The 13,234-nt window shown below is 66.0% G+C and carries 15 protein-coding genes; 12 read left to right on the top strand and 3 right to left on the bottom strand.

Annotation, left to right across the window (positions count from 1 at the left end; all coding sequences use genetic code 11):
• Positions 1 to 17 precede the first annotated feature (17 nt).
• The 7 genes from E0W60_RS19915 (at position 18) to E0W60_RS19885 (ending at position 5,798) form a co-directional block, all read left to right on the top strand.
• A complete protein-coding gene (locus tag E0W60_RS19915; protein WP_135705368.1) occupies positions 18 to 545 on the top strand; it encodes an OmpH family outer membrane protein in 528 nt (175 codons plus the stop codon).
• A gap of 43 nt (positions 546 to 588) precedes the next feature.
• Positions 589 to 1,680 (top strand): UDP-3-O-(3-hydroxymyristoyl)glucosamine N-acyltransferase, encoded by a 1,092-nt coding sequence (lpxD, locus tag E0W60_RS19910; RefSeq protein WP_135705367.1) that lies wholly within the window; start codon positions 589 to 591, stop codon positions 1,678 to 1,680.
• A gap of 11 nt (positions 1,681 to 1,691) precedes the next feature.
• A complete protein-coding gene (fabZ, locus tag E0W60_RS19905; RefSeq protein WP_010809590.1) occupies positions 1,692 to 2,141 on the top strand; it encodes a 3-hydroxyacyl-ACP dehydratase FabZ in 450 nt (149 codons plus the stop codon).
• Positions 2,142 to 2,241: 100 nt separating this feature from the next.
• On the top strand, positions 2,242 to 3,045 hold the full coding sequence (lpxA, locus tag E0W60_RS19900) for an acyl-ACP--UDP-N-acetylglucosamine O-acyltransferase (protein WP_133096299.1): 804 nt from the start codon (positions 2,242 to 2,244) through the stop codon (positions 3,043 to 3,045).
• Positions 3,046 to 3,058: 13 nt separating this feature from the next.
• The gene (gene lpxB, locus E0W60_RS19895; protein WP_133096298.1) at positions 3,059 to 4,267 is read left to right on the top strand and encodes a lipid-A-disaccharide synthase; all 1,209 of its coding nucleotides are present in this window, start codon (positions 3,059 to 3,061) and stop codon (positions 4,265 to 4,267) included.
• On the top strand, positions 4,267 to 5,025 hold the full coding sequence (gene rnhB / locus E0W60_RS19890) for a ribonuclease HII (RefSeq protein ID WP_133096297.1): 759 nt from the start codon (positions 4,267 to 4,269) through the stop codon (positions 5,023 to 5,025). The genes lpxB and rnhB overlap by 1 nt, the downstream gene beginning before the upstream one ends.
• Complete coding sequence (locus E0W60_RS19885) at positions 5,022 to 5,798, top strand: TrmH family RNA methyltransferase (RefSeq protein ID WP_115703349.1); 777 nt, start codon at positions 5,022 to 5,024, stop codon at positions 5,796 to 5,798. The genes rnhB and E0W60_RS19885 overlap by 4 nt, the downstream gene beginning before the upstream one ends.
• 34 nt (positions 5,799 to 5,832) lie before the next feature.
• Here the strand turns inward: E0W60_RS19885 and ppsR are convergent, their stop codons facing one another.
• The gene (ppsR, locus tag E0W60_RS19880) at positions 5,833 to 6,786 is read right to left on the bottom strand and encodes a posphoenolpyruvate synthetase regulatory kinase/phosphorylase PpsR (protein ID WP_218959498.1); all 954 of its coding nucleotides are present in this window, start codon (positions 6,784 to 6,786) and stop codon (positions 5,833 to 5,835) included.
• Positions 6,787 to 7,075: 289 nt separating this feature from the next.
• On the opposite strand from ppsR, the gene ppsA reads away from it, so the two are divergent.
• The 3 genes from ppsA (at position 7,076) to E0W60_RS19865 (ending at position 11,094) form a co-directional block, all read left to right on the top strand.
• Positions 7,076 to 9,460, top strand: a complete 2,385-nt coding sequence (gene ppsA / locus E0W60_RS19875) for a phosphoenolpyruvate synthase (protein WP_135705366.1) — start codon at positions 7,076 to 7,078, stop codon at positions 9,458 to 9,460.
• A 180-nt stretch (positions 9,461 to 9,640) separates the two neighbouring features.
• Positions 9,641 to 10,063: an NfeD family protein gene (locus E0W60_RS19870; RefSeq protein WP_135705365.1), complete on the top strand. Its 423-nt coding sequence runs from the start codon at positions 9,641 to 9,643 to the stop codon at positions 10,061 to 10,063.
• Positions 10,064 to 10,161: 98 nt separating this feature from the next.
• Positions 10,162 to 11,094, top strand: coding sequence for an SPFH domain-containing protein (locus E0W60_RS19865; RefSeq protein ID WP_029045868.1), 933 nt, complete (start codon positions 10,162 to 10,164; stop codon positions 11,092 to 11,094).
• 24 nt (positions 11,095 to 11,118) lie between these two features.
• Here E0W60_RS19865 and smpB read toward each other — a convergent pair whose 3' ends face one another.
• Entirely contained in the window at positions 11,119 to 11,571 is a 453-nt protein-coding gene (gene smpB / locus E0W60_RS19860) for an SsrA-binding protein SmpB (protein ID WP_133096294.1), read from the bottom strand.
• A gap of 178 nt (positions 11,572 to 11,749) precedes the next feature.
• Between smpB and E0W60_RS19855 the strand changes: the two genes are divergently transcribed.
• Together E0W60_RS19855 and E0W60_RS19850 are read left to right on the top strand one after the other, a co-directional pair.
• A complete protein-coding gene (locus E0W60_RS19855; RefSeq protein ID WP_135705364.1) occupies positions 11,750 to 12,187 on the top strand; it encodes a type II toxin-antitoxin system RatA family toxin in 438 nt (145 codons plus the stop codon).
• On the top strand, positions 12,174 to 12,518 hold the full coding sequence (locus tag E0W60_RS19850) for an RnfH family protein (protein WP_135705363.1): 345 nt from the start codon (positions 12,174 to 12,176) through the stop codon (positions 12,516 to 12,518). The genes E0W60_RS19855 and E0W60_RS19850 overlap by 14 nt, the downstream gene beginning before the upstream one ends.
• A gap of 72 nt (positions 12,519 to 12,590) precedes the next feature.
• Here the strand turns inward: E0W60_RS19850 and E0W60_RS19845 are convergent, their stop codons facing one another.
• On the bottom strand, positions 12,591 to 13,121 hold the full coding sequence (locus E0W60_RS19845) for a DUF4124 domain-containing protein (RefSeq protein ID WP_133096291.1): 531 nt from the start codon (positions 13,119 to 13,121) through the stop codon (positions 12,591 to 12,593).
• Between the last annotated feature and the right edge of the window lie 113 nt (positions 13,122 to 13,234).

Genomic DNA, 13,234 nt, shown 5'->3' with positions numbered 1-13,234 from the left:
TAAAAGGATCTGTTTTCATGATGACAATATCCAAACTGGTCAAATCCCTGGGCGCCGCCGCATTCGCCACCGCCGCGCTGTGCACCGCGATGCCGGCCATGGCCCAGGAGGCGCGCATTGCCGCCGTCAATTCCGAGCGCATCCTGCGCGATTCGCAGCCGGCCAAGCAGGCCCAGGTGAAGCTCGAGCAGGAGTTCTCCAAGCGCGACCGCGAGCTGCAGGACATGGCCCAGAAGATCAAGGGCATGGCCGACAAGCTCGACAAGGACACCGCCGTGCTGGCCGACTCCGACCGCCAGCGCCGCCAGCGCGAGGTGGCCGACCTCGATCGCGAGTTCCAGCGCAAGCAGCGCGAGTTCCGCGAGGACCTGAACCAGCGCCGTAATGAAGAGCTGGCGCAGGTGCTCGAGCGCGCCAACCGCGTGATCCGCCAGCTGGCGGAGCAGCGCAAGTACGACCTGATCGTGCAGGAAGCCGTGTACGTGAACCCGCGTATCGACATCACCGACGACGTGATGAAGGCGCTGAACGCCGGCGCCCGCTAAGCCGCCGCTGTTCGTTTCGTCCCTTTTTTCAGGAAGTACCGCCATGCAGACACCCACACTGGGTCAGCTCGCCACCGAGAACGGCGCGCAGGTTGTGGGTGATCCCGACCTGGCGATCGTTGGCCTGGCTCCCCTTGACCAGGCTTCGGCGGGCGAGCTCTCGTTCCTGTCCAATCCGCTCTACCTGCAGCAGGCGCTGGATTCGCAAGCCGGCGCCGTGATCGTGTCGCCGGCCGACCTCGAGCGCATCCGCGCCGAGGGCCGGGCCGACGGCCGCAACTGGCTGGTGGCGCGCAATCCCTACGTCTGCTTTGCCCGCGTGGCGCAGCGCTTCGATCGCGAAGCCAACCACGATCCCCGCGTCGGCATCGACCCGCGTGCCAGCGTGTCGCCCGACGCGGTGGTGCCGGCGTCGTGCTTCATCGGCCCGAACGTGGTGATCGAGCGCGGCGCGCGGCTGGGCGAGCGCGTCCGCATCCTGGCCAACGGCTACGTCGGTGCCGGTGCCGAGATCGGCGACGATTCGCTGCTGTACGCCAATGTTTCGATCTACCACCACTGCGTGGTCGGCGCGCGCGCCATCCTGCACAGCGGCGTGGTGATCGGCGCCGATGGCTTCGGTTTCGCTCCCGATATCAGCGCCACCGGCGTCGAATACGTGAAGATCCCGCAAACGGGACGCGCGGTGCTGGGTCATGACGTGGAGGTCGGCGCCAATACGGCGATCGATCGCGGCGCCATGGCCGACACCGTGGTCGAGGACGGCTGCAAGATCGACAACCAGGTCCAGATCGCGCACAACGTACGGGTCGGCGCCCATACGGTCATTGCCGGCTGCGCCGCGGTATCGGGCAGCACGCGCATCGGCCGCTTCTGCGTGATCGGGGGCGCCGCCAATTTTGCCGGCCACCTGACCATCGCCGACCGGACCACAGTGTCCGGCGGTACGTCGATTACCAAATCCATTACCAAGCCCGGGGGCCATTTCACCAGCGTCTTCCCGTTCCTGCCGCACGGCGAGTGGGAACGCAACGCAGCCATCGTGCGCGGCCTGAGCAAGCTGCGCGAACGCGTGGTGGCGCTGGAACGTCGCCTGCGCGGCCAGTCCGCCGGGTCCCAACCCACACAAGACTAAGAGAAATCATCATGAGCGCGGCCGAAATCGATATCCGCAAGATCCTCAAGCTGCTGCCGCACCGGTACCCGTTCCTGCTGGTCGACCGCGTGCTGGAGTTCGAAGCGCAGAAGCGGATCAAGACGCTGAAGAACGTCACCATCAACGAGCCTTACTTCCAGGGCCATTTCCCGGAACAGCCGGTGATGCCGGGCGTGATGATCCTGGAAGCGCTGGCGCAGTCGGCCGGCCTGCTGACCTTCGGCGCCGACATGGAGCGCAAGGAAGGCGCGCTGTACTACTTTGTCGGCATCGACGGCGCCCGCTTCAAGCAGGTGGTGTACCCGGGCGACCAGCTGCACATGAATGTGACGGTCGAGCGCTATATCCGCGGCATCTGGAAATTCAAGGCGTTCGCCACCGTGGACGACAAGGTCGCCTGCGAGGCGGAACTGATGTGCACCGTGAAGCAGGCCGAGTGAGGCCGGCTGCCGCGCTCCCGGACGGGCGCGCGGCGCGGACGGGAACCTTTGCCGCGCGCAGGGGCCCATTCTTCACCAGACACACCACAGGACAGGACGTATGACGCAAATCCACCCCACCGCCCTGGTTGACCCGAAGGCAGAGCTTGCAGCCGACGTGACCGTCGGGCCGTTCTCCATCGTCGGCCCCAATGTGCGGATCGGCAGCGGCACCCGGATCGGCTCGCATACGACGGTCGAGGGCCATACCACGATCGGCGAGGGCAACAACATCGGTCCCTATGCCTCGGTCGGCGGCGTGCCGCAGGACATGAAGTACCGCAACGAGCCGACCCGGCTCGAGATCGGCGACCGCAACACCATCCGCGAATTCACCACGATCCACACCGGCACGGTGCAGGACCGCGGCCTGACCAGCATCGGCAGCGACAACTGGATCATGGCCTACGTGCATATCGCGCATGACTGCTCGGTCGGCAACCACACCGTGTTTTCCAGCAACGCGCAGATCGCCGGCCACGTCGACGTGGGCGACTGGGCCATCCTGGGCGGCATGAGCGGCGTGCACCAGTTCGTGCGCATCGGTGCCCACGCGATGCTGGGCGGTGCCTCGGCGCTGGTGCAGGACGTGCCGCCGTTCGTGATCGCCGCCAGCGACAAGGGCGGCAACAAGGCGACGCCGCATGGCGTCAACGTGGAGGGGCTGCGCCGCCGCGGCTTCGATGCGGCCCAGATCGCCGCGCTGCGCCAGGCCTACAAGCTGCTTTACAAGTCCGACCTCAGCTTCGACGAGGCCCGCAACGAGATCGCCGCCTTGCTGGCCCAGTCGGATGCCGGCACCGCGGCGCCGCTGCAGTCGTTCGTCGACTTCCTTGCCGCCACCCAGCGCGGCATCGTGCGCTGAGACCGGGCTGCACATGGTCGACGCCGCGATTCGGGGTGGCCTGCCCACGGGCAACGGTTCTGCCGCCGCCAGGCGCGGCACCATCGCCATGGTGGCCGGAGAGGCCTCCGGCGACCTGCTGGCATCGCTGATGATGGGCGGGCTCAAGGCCCGCCTGGGCGATACCATGGCGTACGCCGGGATCGGCGGCAAGCGCATGATGGCGCAGGGCTTCGTCTCGCGCTGGCCGATGGAAACGCTGTCGGTCAACGGCTATGTCGAGGTGCTGGGCTCGCTGCGCGAGATCCTGCGCACCCGGCGCGAGGTGCGAGACTGGCTGCTGGCCGAGCCGCCGCAGTGCTTTATCGGGGTCGACGCCCCGGATTTCAATTTCGGCCTGGAAGTGCCGCTGCGCCGCGCCGGCATCCCGGTGGTGCATTTCGTCAGCCCGTCGATCTGGGCCTGGCGCGGCGGGCGCATCCGCACCATCGCGCGCGCGGTGGACCACATCCTGTGCCTGTTCCCGTTTGAGCCCGAGATCTACGCCAAGGCCGGCATTCCCGCCACCTACGTCGGGCACCCGCTCGCCGACGTGATCCCGATGGTGCCTGACGTGGCCGGCGCGCGCGCCGAGCTGGGGCTGCCTGCCGGCCACCGCGTGGTCGCGGTGCTGCCTGGCAGCCGGCAGTCCGAGGTGCGCAACCTTGGCGCCACCTTCTTTGCCGCGATGGCGCAGATGCAGCGCATGGACCCGAACCTGGCGTTCGTGCTGCCGGCGGCAAGCGCGCCGCTGCGCGCCATCGTCGAAGACCTGCACCGGCAGTATCCGGAACTGCGCCTGACCATTGTCGACGGCAAGTCGCACCAGGCCATGGAAGCCGCTGACGTGGTGCTGCTGGCCAGCGGTACCGCGACGCTGGAGGCGGCGCTGTACAAGAAGCCGATGGTGATCTCGTACAAGGTGCCCTGGCTGACCGCGCAGATCATGAAGCGGCAGGGTTACCTGCCGTACGTGGGATTGCCTAATATCCTTTCAGGGCGCTTTGTCGTGCCCGAGCTGCTGCAGGACGATGCCACGCCCGAGGCGCTGGCCCGCGAAACGCTGCTGCAGCTCAACGACGAGGGCAATACCGCCTTCCTGTACGAGCATTTCACCCGCATGCACGAGACGCTCAAGTGCAACACCGCGCAGATTGCCGCCGATGTGGTGGTCGATTTGATGCATAGCCGGGGCAAAGTCTGATGGCCCGCCGCAATGCCGTATCCCTGCAGATGGGACTGGACCTGGCTCCTTCCGCATCCGCTGTGCAACGTTTGTGCGGCGTGGACGAGGCGGGCAGGGGGCCGTTGGCAGGCCCGGTCTATGCCGCCGCCGTGGTGCTGGACCCCAAGCGCCAGATCCGCGGGCTGGCCGATTCCAAGATCCTGACCGCCGCCAAGCGCGAGGCGCTGTACGAGAAGATCTGCGAGCGAGCGCTGGGTTGGCATATCGCCTTCGCCACGGTCGAGGAAATCGACACCATCAATATCTTCCACGCCAGCATGCTGGCGATGCAGCGCGCCGTGCAGGGCCTGGCCGCCAAGGGAATCGTGCCGGACCTGGTGCAGGTCGATGGCAACCGCTGCCCGCAGGTGCCGTTCCCGGTCGAGGCCATCGTCAAGGGCGACGCGCTGGTCAAGGCGATTTCCGCAGCGTCGATCCTGGCCAAGGTGGCGCGCGACCGTGCCCTGATGGAGCTGCACGCAACCTACCCGCAGTACGGCTTCGACTCGCACGTCGGCTACGCCACGCCGCAGCACATGGCCGCGCTGGCCGAGTTCGGCGCCACGCCGCATCACCGCCGCTCGTTCGCGCCGGTGCGCGAGGCGCTGGCACAGCGTCCGCTGTTTACCGCGGTGACGGCAGTTGCTGCCGGGGGCATTGACGGCATCGAAGTCGCCGAACTCACCACCCCGATCCAGGCCGCGCCCCCAGGCACCCTGCAAACCGACGCACCGTGAAGCACGTCACCTCGCGCGACAACGCGCTGTTCAAGCACCTGAAGGCGCTGGCCACCTCCACCCACCAGCGCCGCAAGGCCGGGCAGTCGCTGCTCGACGGCGTGCACCTGGCCCAGGCCTATGTGGATGCACTGGGCCAGCCAGTCACCTGCGTGGTGTCCGAGCGCCACTACGACCATGCCGAGGTTGCGCCGCTGCTGGCGCGCGTCGACGCGGAGCGGCTGGTAGTGCTGGCCGATACGCTGTTCACGCAGATTTCCGGCGTGGTCAACGGCATCGACCTGATGCTGGTGATCGAAACGCCTGCTGGCCACCTGCCGGCGCGCATCGAAGAGGACTGCATCATCCTCGACGGCGTGCAGGACGCCGGCAATGTCGGCTCGATCCTGCGCAGCGCCGCCGCGGCGGGCATTCGCCATGCCTTCCTGGCAACGGGATGCGCGTTCGCCTGGTCGGTGAAGACGCTGCGCGCCAGCATGGGCGCCAACTTCCACCTGAACATCGTCGAGCACTGCACCGTGGAGTCGCTGGCACCGCGGCTGGCGCTGCCATTGCTGGCGACGTCGTCGCATGCCGACGCCGCGGTGTTCGATACGGACCTGCGCGCGCCGGTGGCCTGGGTGGTCGGCAATGAAGGCGCCGGCGTCAGCGACGCGTGGATGCAGCACGTCAAGCGCAAGGTCGGCATTCCACAGCCGGGCGGCCTGGAGTCGCTGAACGTGGCGGCCGCCACCGCGATCTGCCTGTTCGAGGCGGTGCGGCAGCGGCGATGAAAAAAGCGGCCGGGCGGCCGCTTTTTGTTTGTGCCTAGTAGTTGTCGCGATCGACCTTGATCTCCTGCAGGATCGTGGTCGCAATCTCTTCGATCGACTTGTGCGTCGACGACAGCCACTTGATGCCTTCGCGCCGCATCATCGCCTCGGCCTCATTGACCTCGTAGCGGCAGTTCTCCACCGCCGCGTACTTGCTGCCGGGGCGGCGCTCGTTGCGGATCTCGGTCAGGCGCTGCGGGTCGATCGACAGCCCGAAGATCTTGCTCTTGAACGCGTACAGCGCCGACGGCAGCTTGCCGCGCTCGAAATCGTCCGGGATCAGCGGGTAATTGGCCGCCTTCAGCCCGTATTGCATCGCCAGGTAGAGGCTGGTCGGGGTCTTGCCGCTGCGCGACACGCCCACCAGGATCACATCGGCTTCTTCGAGGTTCTTGTGCGACTGGCCGTCGTCGTGCGCCAGCGAGAAGTTGATCGCCTCGATCCGGTTCTTGTACGCCTCGGTATCGGCATTCTGGTGGAAGCGGCCGATGGCGTGGGTGGACTTGAGCCCCAGTTCCTTCTCGAGCGGCTCGATGAAGGTCTGGAACATGTCCAGGATCATCGCCTTGGCACGGCGCAGTGCCTTGTTCGCTTCCTGGTTGACCAGCGTGGTGAAGACGATCGGCGGCACGCCTTCGTTGTGGAAGGCCTCGTTGATCTTGCCGACCGCGATATGTGCCTTTTCCGGGGTATCGACGAAGGGCATCCGCACCTTGCGGAAGCGCATTTCGAACTGCGCCAGGATCGAGTGACTGAACGTTTCCGCAGTGATCCCGGTGCCATCCGAGACGATAAAGACGGTACGCACCGGCGGCCGGTCGCCGGTCTGGGCGGCTGCAGCGGGCGTTATCGCAGGTCTTGTCGCGGTCGCTTGGGTGGACGGGGAGGCGGGCTGCGTTCCAGGCTGGGTCCCGGAATCCGCTGTACCGGGCGCTTCTGGCTGGGACATGGGGTTGCGCAAATAAATAGATTCAATCTTCCGCAGAAAAGTGCGGCGCAGCACGGTAGAATAGCGGCGATCTTTTCGCTAAGCAATTCCGCGAGGGGCCCGCTTTGCATCAATCCAGGCCCGGAATTGTCGACAATGTGCGCTGCGCGATGAGAGCCGTAGCGCCGTGTCCGCAACATTGCAGCACCATGAGCATGGGGTTGCTTAGCCAAGCGATCGGTCCGGGAACAGAACGCGAACAACATACCGGGCATGCGCAACAAGTTTTCTACTTTGTTTTGAGGCTCTCATGACTAACCAGGCAGATAACGGCGCCTACGTGTTGCCGTTCGAGCAGTTGCGCATGGCTGACGTGGAAATCGTCGGCGGCAAGAATTCGTCGCTGGGCGAGATGATCTCCCAGCTGGCGGAGGCCGGCGTGCGCGTTCCCGGCGGTTTTGCCACCACCGCGCTTGCCTTCCGCGACTTCCTCGCCCACAACAACCTGACCGAGCGCATCTCCCAGCGCCTGAAGACGCTCGACGTCGACGACGTCAAGGCCCTGGCCGAGGCCGGTGCCGAGATCCGCGACTGGGTCGCCACCGCTCCGTTCCAGCCGCGCCTGGAACAGGAAATCCGTGAGTTCTATGCCCGCGTGTCCGAGCGCGAAGGCGCCGAGGCTTCGTTCGCGGTGCGTTCGTCGGCCACGGCCGAAGACCTGCCCGACGCCTCGTTCGCCGGCCAGCAGGAGTCCTACCTGAACGTCAGCGGCATCGACGACGTGCTGGACAAGATCAAGCACGTGTTCGCCTCGCTGTACAACGACCGCGCTATCTCCTACCGCGTGCACAAGGGTTTTGCCCATGACGTGGTGGCACTGTCCGCCGGTATCCAGCGCATGGTCCGTTCGGACCTGGCCGCTTCCGGCGTGATGTTCACCATCGACACCGAATCCGGCTTCCCCGACGTGGTTTTTATTACCTCCAGCTACGGCCTGGGCGAAACGGTGGTGCAGGGCGCGGTCAACCCGGACGAGTTCTACGTCTTCAAGCCGACGCTGCAAGCCGGCCAGTACCCGATCATCCGCCGCTCGATCGGCTCCAAGCTGATCAAGATGGAATTCACCAAGCCGGGCGAAGCCGGCCGCGTGAAGACCGTCGATGTGCCGGCCGAGCTGCGCAACCGCTACTCGATCACCGACGAAGACGTGACCGAGCTGGCCCGGTACGCGGTGATCATCGAGAAGCACTATGGCCGCCCGATGGACATCGAGTGGGGCAAGGACGGCAAGGACGGCAAGATCTACATCCTGCAGGCCCGCCCGGAAACGGTGAAGAGCCAGTCGGCCGGCAAGGCCGAGCAGCGCTTCAAGCTCAAGGGCACCGCCCCCGTGCTGACCAGCGGCCGCGCCATCGGCCAGAAGATCGGCACCGGCCCGGTCCGCGTCATCAACGATCCGTCCGAGATGGAACGCGTGCAGCCCGGCGACGTGCTGGTCGCCGACATGACCGACCCGAACTGGGAGCCGGTGATGAAGCGCGCTTCGGCGATCGTCACCAACCGTGGCGGCCGTACCTGCCACGCGGCCATCATCGCGCGTGAACTGGGCGTGCCGGCCGTGGTCGGCTGCGGCGATGCCACCGACATCCTGAAGGATGGCACGCTGGTAACCGTGTCGTGCGCCGAGGGCGACGAAGGCCGCATCTACGACGGCCTGCTCGAAACGGAAGTGACCGAAGTCCAGCGTGGCGACATGCCGGAAATCGACGTCAAGCTGATGATGAACGTGGGCAACCCGCAGCTGGCCTTCGACTTCGCGCAGATCCCGAACTGCGGCGTCGGACTGGCCCGCCTGGAATTCATCATCAACAACAACATCGGGGTCCACCCGAAGGCCATCCTCGACTATCCGCAGGTCGATGCCGACCTGAAGAAGGCCGTGGAAAGCGTGGCCCGCGGCCACGCCAGCCCGCGCGCGTTCTACGTTGACAAGCTGGCCGAGGGCATCGCCACCATCGGCGCGGCCTTCTACCCGAAGCCCGTGATCGTGCGCCTGTCGGACTTCAAGTCCAACGAGTACAAGAAGCTGATCGGCGGTTCGCGCTACGAGCCGGACGAGGAAAACCCGATGCTGGGCTTCCGCGGCGCCTCGCGCTACATCGCCGAAGACTTCGCCGAAGCGTTCGAGATGGAATGCAAGGCCATGAAGCGCGTGCGCGATGAAATGGGCCTGACCAACGTCGAGATCATGGTGCCGTTCGTGCGTACGCTGGGCCAGGCCGAGAAGGTCATCGGCCTGCTGGCCAAGCACGGCCTGAAGCGCGGCGAGAATGGCCTGCGCATCATCATGATGTGCGAAGTGCCGTCCAACGCGATCCTGGCCGAAGAGTTCCTGCAGTACTTCGACGGCTTCTCGATCGGCTCGAACGACCTGACGCAGCTGACGCTGGGCCTGGACCGCGACTCGGGCATGGAGCTGCTGGCCAAGGACTTCGACGAACGCGATCCGGCGGTGTGCTTCATGCTGTCGCGCGCCATTTCGGCGTGCATCCGCCTGGACAAGTACGTCGGCATCTGCGGCCAGGGTCCTTCGGACCACCCGGACTTTGCCGAATGGCTGACCAGGGAAGGCATCAAGTCGATCTCGCTGAACCCCGATTCGGTGGTCGACACCTGGCAGAAGCTGGCTTCCTGAGGCTTTTGACGTCACAATAACGACATTCGCCGGCGCGCCTTCGGCAGCCGGCTGGCACCGGCCCCTGCGTCAGGTGTTGCATCGGCCCCGCAGGCGCCCCTGGCGCTGCGGGGTTTTTGTTTTTCGGGAATCGATTCCGGGCATTCGCTGCCGGGAACCGATCGGACGGGGGGATTTCGGATGGCGTACTACATCTGGTTCGTGGCGGCGGTCGCGCTGGTGATCGTCGAACTGAATACCGGCACGTTCTACCTGCTGATGGTGGCCGTCGGGCTGGCCGCCGGCGGCGTCGCGGCCTTGCTGGGCCTGTCGCCCGCCGCGCAGACGGTGACCGCGGCGCTGGTCGCCGCGGTGCTGATCGCCGGGCTGCGCCGTACCCGTTTCGGCAAGCTGCGGCGCGGCAATGCCGCCGCCGATCCCAACGTCAATCTCGACATCGGCCAGGAACTCGACGTTGCAGCGTGGGACGCCAACGGCCGTGCGCGCGTGCCGTACCGGGGCGCAGACTGGACCGTCGAGCTTGCGCCGAACTGCGCCGCGGCGCCGGGCCGCTACCGTATCGTCGAAGTGCGCGGCAGCACGCTGGTGGTTTCGCCGCGCTGAGCCGCATCCAAGGGTTGCCCGGTGCCAGCCGCGCAACCATCCGCCTGCCGCCGTTCCGGCGGCGCCGTACCGCTGTTTCCTGACCGGAGGGTTGTTACATGCTCGCTTTTCAGCTTGGCCTGTTGCCGCTGATCATCCTTATTGCCGTGATCGTGCTGATCGCCAGGGGCATCAAGATCGTGCCGCAGCAGCACGCCTGGGTGCTGGAGCGCCTGGGCCGCTACCATGCGACGCTGACGCCGGGGCTGTCGATCGTGGTGCCGTTCGTCGACCGCGTTGCCTACAAGCACGTGCTCAAGGAAATCCCGCTGGACGTGCCCAGCCAGGTCTGCATCACCAAGGACAATACGCAGCTGCAGGTGGACGGCGTGCTGTACTTCCAGGTGACCGACCCGATGAAGGCGTCCTACGGCTCGAGCAACTTCGTGGTGGCGATCACGCAGCTGTCGCAGACCACGCTGCGCTCGGTGATCGGCAAGCTTGAGCTGGACAAGACCTTCGAGGAGCGCGAGTTCATCAACCACAGCGTGGTGAACGCGCTCGATGAGGCCGCCGCCAACTGGGGCGTCAAGGTGCTGCGCTACGAGATCAAGGACCTGACGCCGCCGAAGGAAATCCTGCATGCGATGCAGGCGCAGATCACCGCCGAGCGCGAGAAGCGCGCGCTGATCGCCGCGTCGGAGGGCAAGCGCCAGGAACAGATCAACCTGGCCACGGGTGCGCGGGAAGCGGCCATCCAGAAGTCGGAAGGCGAGAAACAGGCCGCCATCAACAAGGCGCAGGGCGAGGCGGCGGCGATCCTGGCGGTGGCGGACGCCAATGCCCAGGCGATCCAGAAGGTGGGCAACGCGATCCGCACCGAAGGCGGCATGGACGCGGTCAACCTGAAGGTGGCCGAGGAATACGTGGCTGCGTTCGGCAACCTGGCCAAGCAGGGCAATACGCTGATCGTGCCCGGGAATATGAGCGAGATGAGCAGCATGATCGCGTCAGCGCTGCAGATCGTGAAGGGGCAGAAGGCCGGCGCCTGAGCACGCAGGCGCCGCCGGGCGGCATTATCCCTTGGTGTCGCCCTTCATGATGCGCGCCTTCTCGCGCTGCCAGTCGCGCTGCTTTTCGGTCTCGCGCTTGTCGAACTGCTTCTTGCCCTTGGCCAGGCCGATCTCGCATTTCACTCTGCCACGCGTGTAATGCAGGTTCAGCGGCACCAGCGTGTAGCCGCGCTGCTCGACCTTGCCGATCAGCTTCTTGATCTCGTCGGCCTTCAGCAGCAGCTTGCGCGTGCGCACCGGATCGGGGTTGACGTGGGTGGAGGCGCTCTGCAGCGGGCTGATATGGGCGCCGATCAGGAACATCTCGGCGTCGCGCACCACCACGTAGCCTTCCTTGATCTGTACTCGGTTCGCGCGGATCGCCTTCACTTCCCAGCCTTCCAGCACGATCCCGGCCTCATATCGCTCTTCGATGAAGTAGTCGAAAAAGGCCTTCTTGTTGTCTGCGATGGTCATGCGTGCGGGTAGGGGAACAATGTGGTGAAAGCGGGCCGGATCGCTGCAGCGCCGCATGGCGAAGTGCCGCCAGCGACCAGCGTCGGCTAAAATTGGGATTTTAGCAAACCAGCCCCGGTACCGGCTTGTGTCCTGGCGCAATGCGCCAGGCATGGCCGGGAGCCAGATTTTCCAATACATGGCAGACGTCCATAAATCCGTGCTGCTCGGCTATTCCGCCGCGCAGATGTACGACCTGGTCACGCGCGTGGAGGACTATCCCAAGTTCCTGCCATGGTGCGGCGGCGTGGAGGTGTTCGAGCAGACCGAAACCACGCTCGACGCCAAGATCCATATCCATTTCAAGGGGATCCAGCAGTTCTTCCACACCCGCAATACGCAGGAGCGCCCGACCCGCATCGACATGACCTTCGCCGACGGGCCCTTCAAGACCTTTAATGGCGCGTGGCGCTTTACGCCGCTGCGCGTGGACGCCTGCAAGATCGAATTCCACCTGCACTATGAGTTTTCGAGCCTGCTGCTGGAAAAGCTCATCGGCCCGGTGTTCAGCATGATCGCGAATACCTTCGTCGATGCCTTCGTCAAGCGCGCCGAGGTGGTCTATGGCGCCAGTTGAAGGCGCGGGCACCGTGCATGTCACGGTGTGCTATGCGCGGCCCGATGCGGTATTCCTGAAGGAGATCGACGTGCCCGCGGGCACCACGATCGCTGCGGCCATCGTCGGCTCGGGGCTGCAGCAGGCGTGCCCGGAAGTGGATCCGTCGACCATGCGGGTGGGCATCTTCGGCAAGCTCAAGACGCCCGATACCGTGGTGCGCGAGGGCGACCGCGTGGAGGTGTACCGGCCGCTGACTGCCGACCCTAAGCAGGCGCGGCGCAAGCGCGTGCAGAAGCTGCGCGAGGGCGGGGCGCGGGAAGGCCAGAAATGGCTGCGTGGCAATGGCTGAGCCGCAAGGCTTGCGCCACCGGCCGCAGCACTGACCGCGAAACGGGGCGTGATGCCCCGTTTTTGCTTATGTTCAGTTGCAGTTCTTTTCGAGGCTGGCGCTGGTCTTGACCAGTTCGGCCTGGCGCTGCTCGCTGTTCAGGTGCTGCAGCGAGCCGTCCTGACCCGCTACCGCCGCGCGCATCCCTTGCTGCAGGCCGGTGGCGTAGTTGCGCAGCTGGGCGCAGCGGGCCTCGCGGTCGGCAGCCTCGGCTTCCTTGCGCGCCTCTTCCGCGGCGGCTTTCAGGCGCGAGTCGCGGCGCTTCTGGAAGGCCTCTTCGGCCGTGGGCGGCGGGGCCTCCTTCGCCTTGCCCGCGGCCCTGGCAGGGGCCGGTGCAGCCACGGGGGCGTTGGCGGTCTCCGCGTTGGCGGCCTCCACCGGCTGGTACTCGCCGGCGCTGCGGCCAGGGGCACGCAGCACCCTGGCGGCGGCGCCGGAGGGCGGCACGTCGCTGTAGACCATGCGGCCGTTGGCATCGCGCCATTGCCAGTAGGCATGGGCGTGGGCCGAGGCGGCAGCGGTGACGGCAGCGGCAAGCAGGCACAGCACGGACGATCGTTTCATGGCGCGGCGTCTCAAAGTGGCTGGTAAGGAACGGATGCGGCTGGAGAACTGCTGGGCCGCCGGCTGCGCGCGAGGCAATGCCGCGGCAGGCCTGCCGCGGGCGATGGCTTGGC

This window comes from Cupriavidus oxalaticus, from assembly GCF_004768545.1.
Classification (GTDB): Bacteria; Pseudomonadota; Gammaproteobacteria; order Burkholderiales; family Burkholderiaceae; genus Cupriavidus; species Cupriavidus oxalaticus_A.
This window is presented reverse-complemented; position numbering and strand designations above follow the sequence as displayed.

Excerpts from the sequence above, each read along its gene's own strand:
- E0W60_RS19865 (WP_029045868.1), top strand. The coding sequence starts at position 10,162 with ATGCTCGCTTTTCAGCTTGGCCTGTTGCCGCTGATCATCCTTATTGCC.
- E0W60_RS19850 (WP_135705363.1), top strand. The coding sequence starts at position 12,174 with ATGGCGCCAGTTGAAGGCGCGGGCACCGTGCATGTCACGGTGTGCTAT.
- ppsA (WP_135705366.1), top strand. The coding sequence starts at position 7,076 with ATGACTAACCAGGCAGATAACGGCGCCTACGTGTTGCCGTTCGAGCAG.
- lpxD (WP_135705367.1), top strand. The coding sequence starts at position 589 with ATGCAGACACCCACACTGGGTCAGCTCGCCACCGAGAACGGCGCGCAG.
- E0W60_RS19855 (WP_135705364.1), top strand. The coding sequence starts at position 11,750 with ATGGCAGACGTCCATAAATCCGTGCTGCTCGGCTATTCCGCCGCGCAG.
- lpxA (WP_133096299.1), top strand. The coding sequence starts at position 2,242 with ATGACGCAAATCCACCCCACCGCCCTGGTTGACCCGAAGGCAGAGCTT.
- ppsR (WP_218959498.1), bottom strand. The coding sequence starts at position 6,786 with ATGTCCCAGCCAGAAGCGCCCGGTACAGCGGATTCCGGGACCCAGCCT.
- rnhB (WP_133096297.1), top strand. The coding sequence starts at position 4,267 with ATGGCCCGCCGCAATGCCGTATCCCTGCAGATGGGACTGGACCTGGCT.
- fabZ (WP_010809590.1), top strand. The coding sequence starts at position 1,692 with ATGAGCGCGGCCGAAATCGATATCCGCAAGATCCTCAAGCTGCTGCCG.
- E0W60_RS19845 (WP_133096291.1), bottom strand. The coding sequence starts at position 13,121 with ATGAAACGATCGTCCGTGCTGTGCCTGCTTGCCGCTGCCGTCACCGCT.
- E0W60_RS19870 (WP_135705365.1), top strand. The coding sequence starts at position 9,641 with ATGGCGTACTACATCTGGTTCGTGGCGGCGGTCGCGCTGGTGATCGTC.
- E0W60_RS19915 (WP_135705368.1), top strand. The coding sequence starts at position 18 with ATGATGACAATATCCAAACTGGTCAAATCCCTGGGCGCCGCCGCATTC.
- smpB (WP_133096294.1), bottom strand. The coding sequence starts at position 11,571 with ATGACCATCGCAGACAACAAGAAGGCCTTTTTCGACTACTTCATCGAA.
- lpxB (WP_133096298.1), top strand. The coding sequence starts at position 3,059 with ATGGTCGACGCCGCGATTCGGGGTGGCCTGCCCACGGGCAACGGTTCT.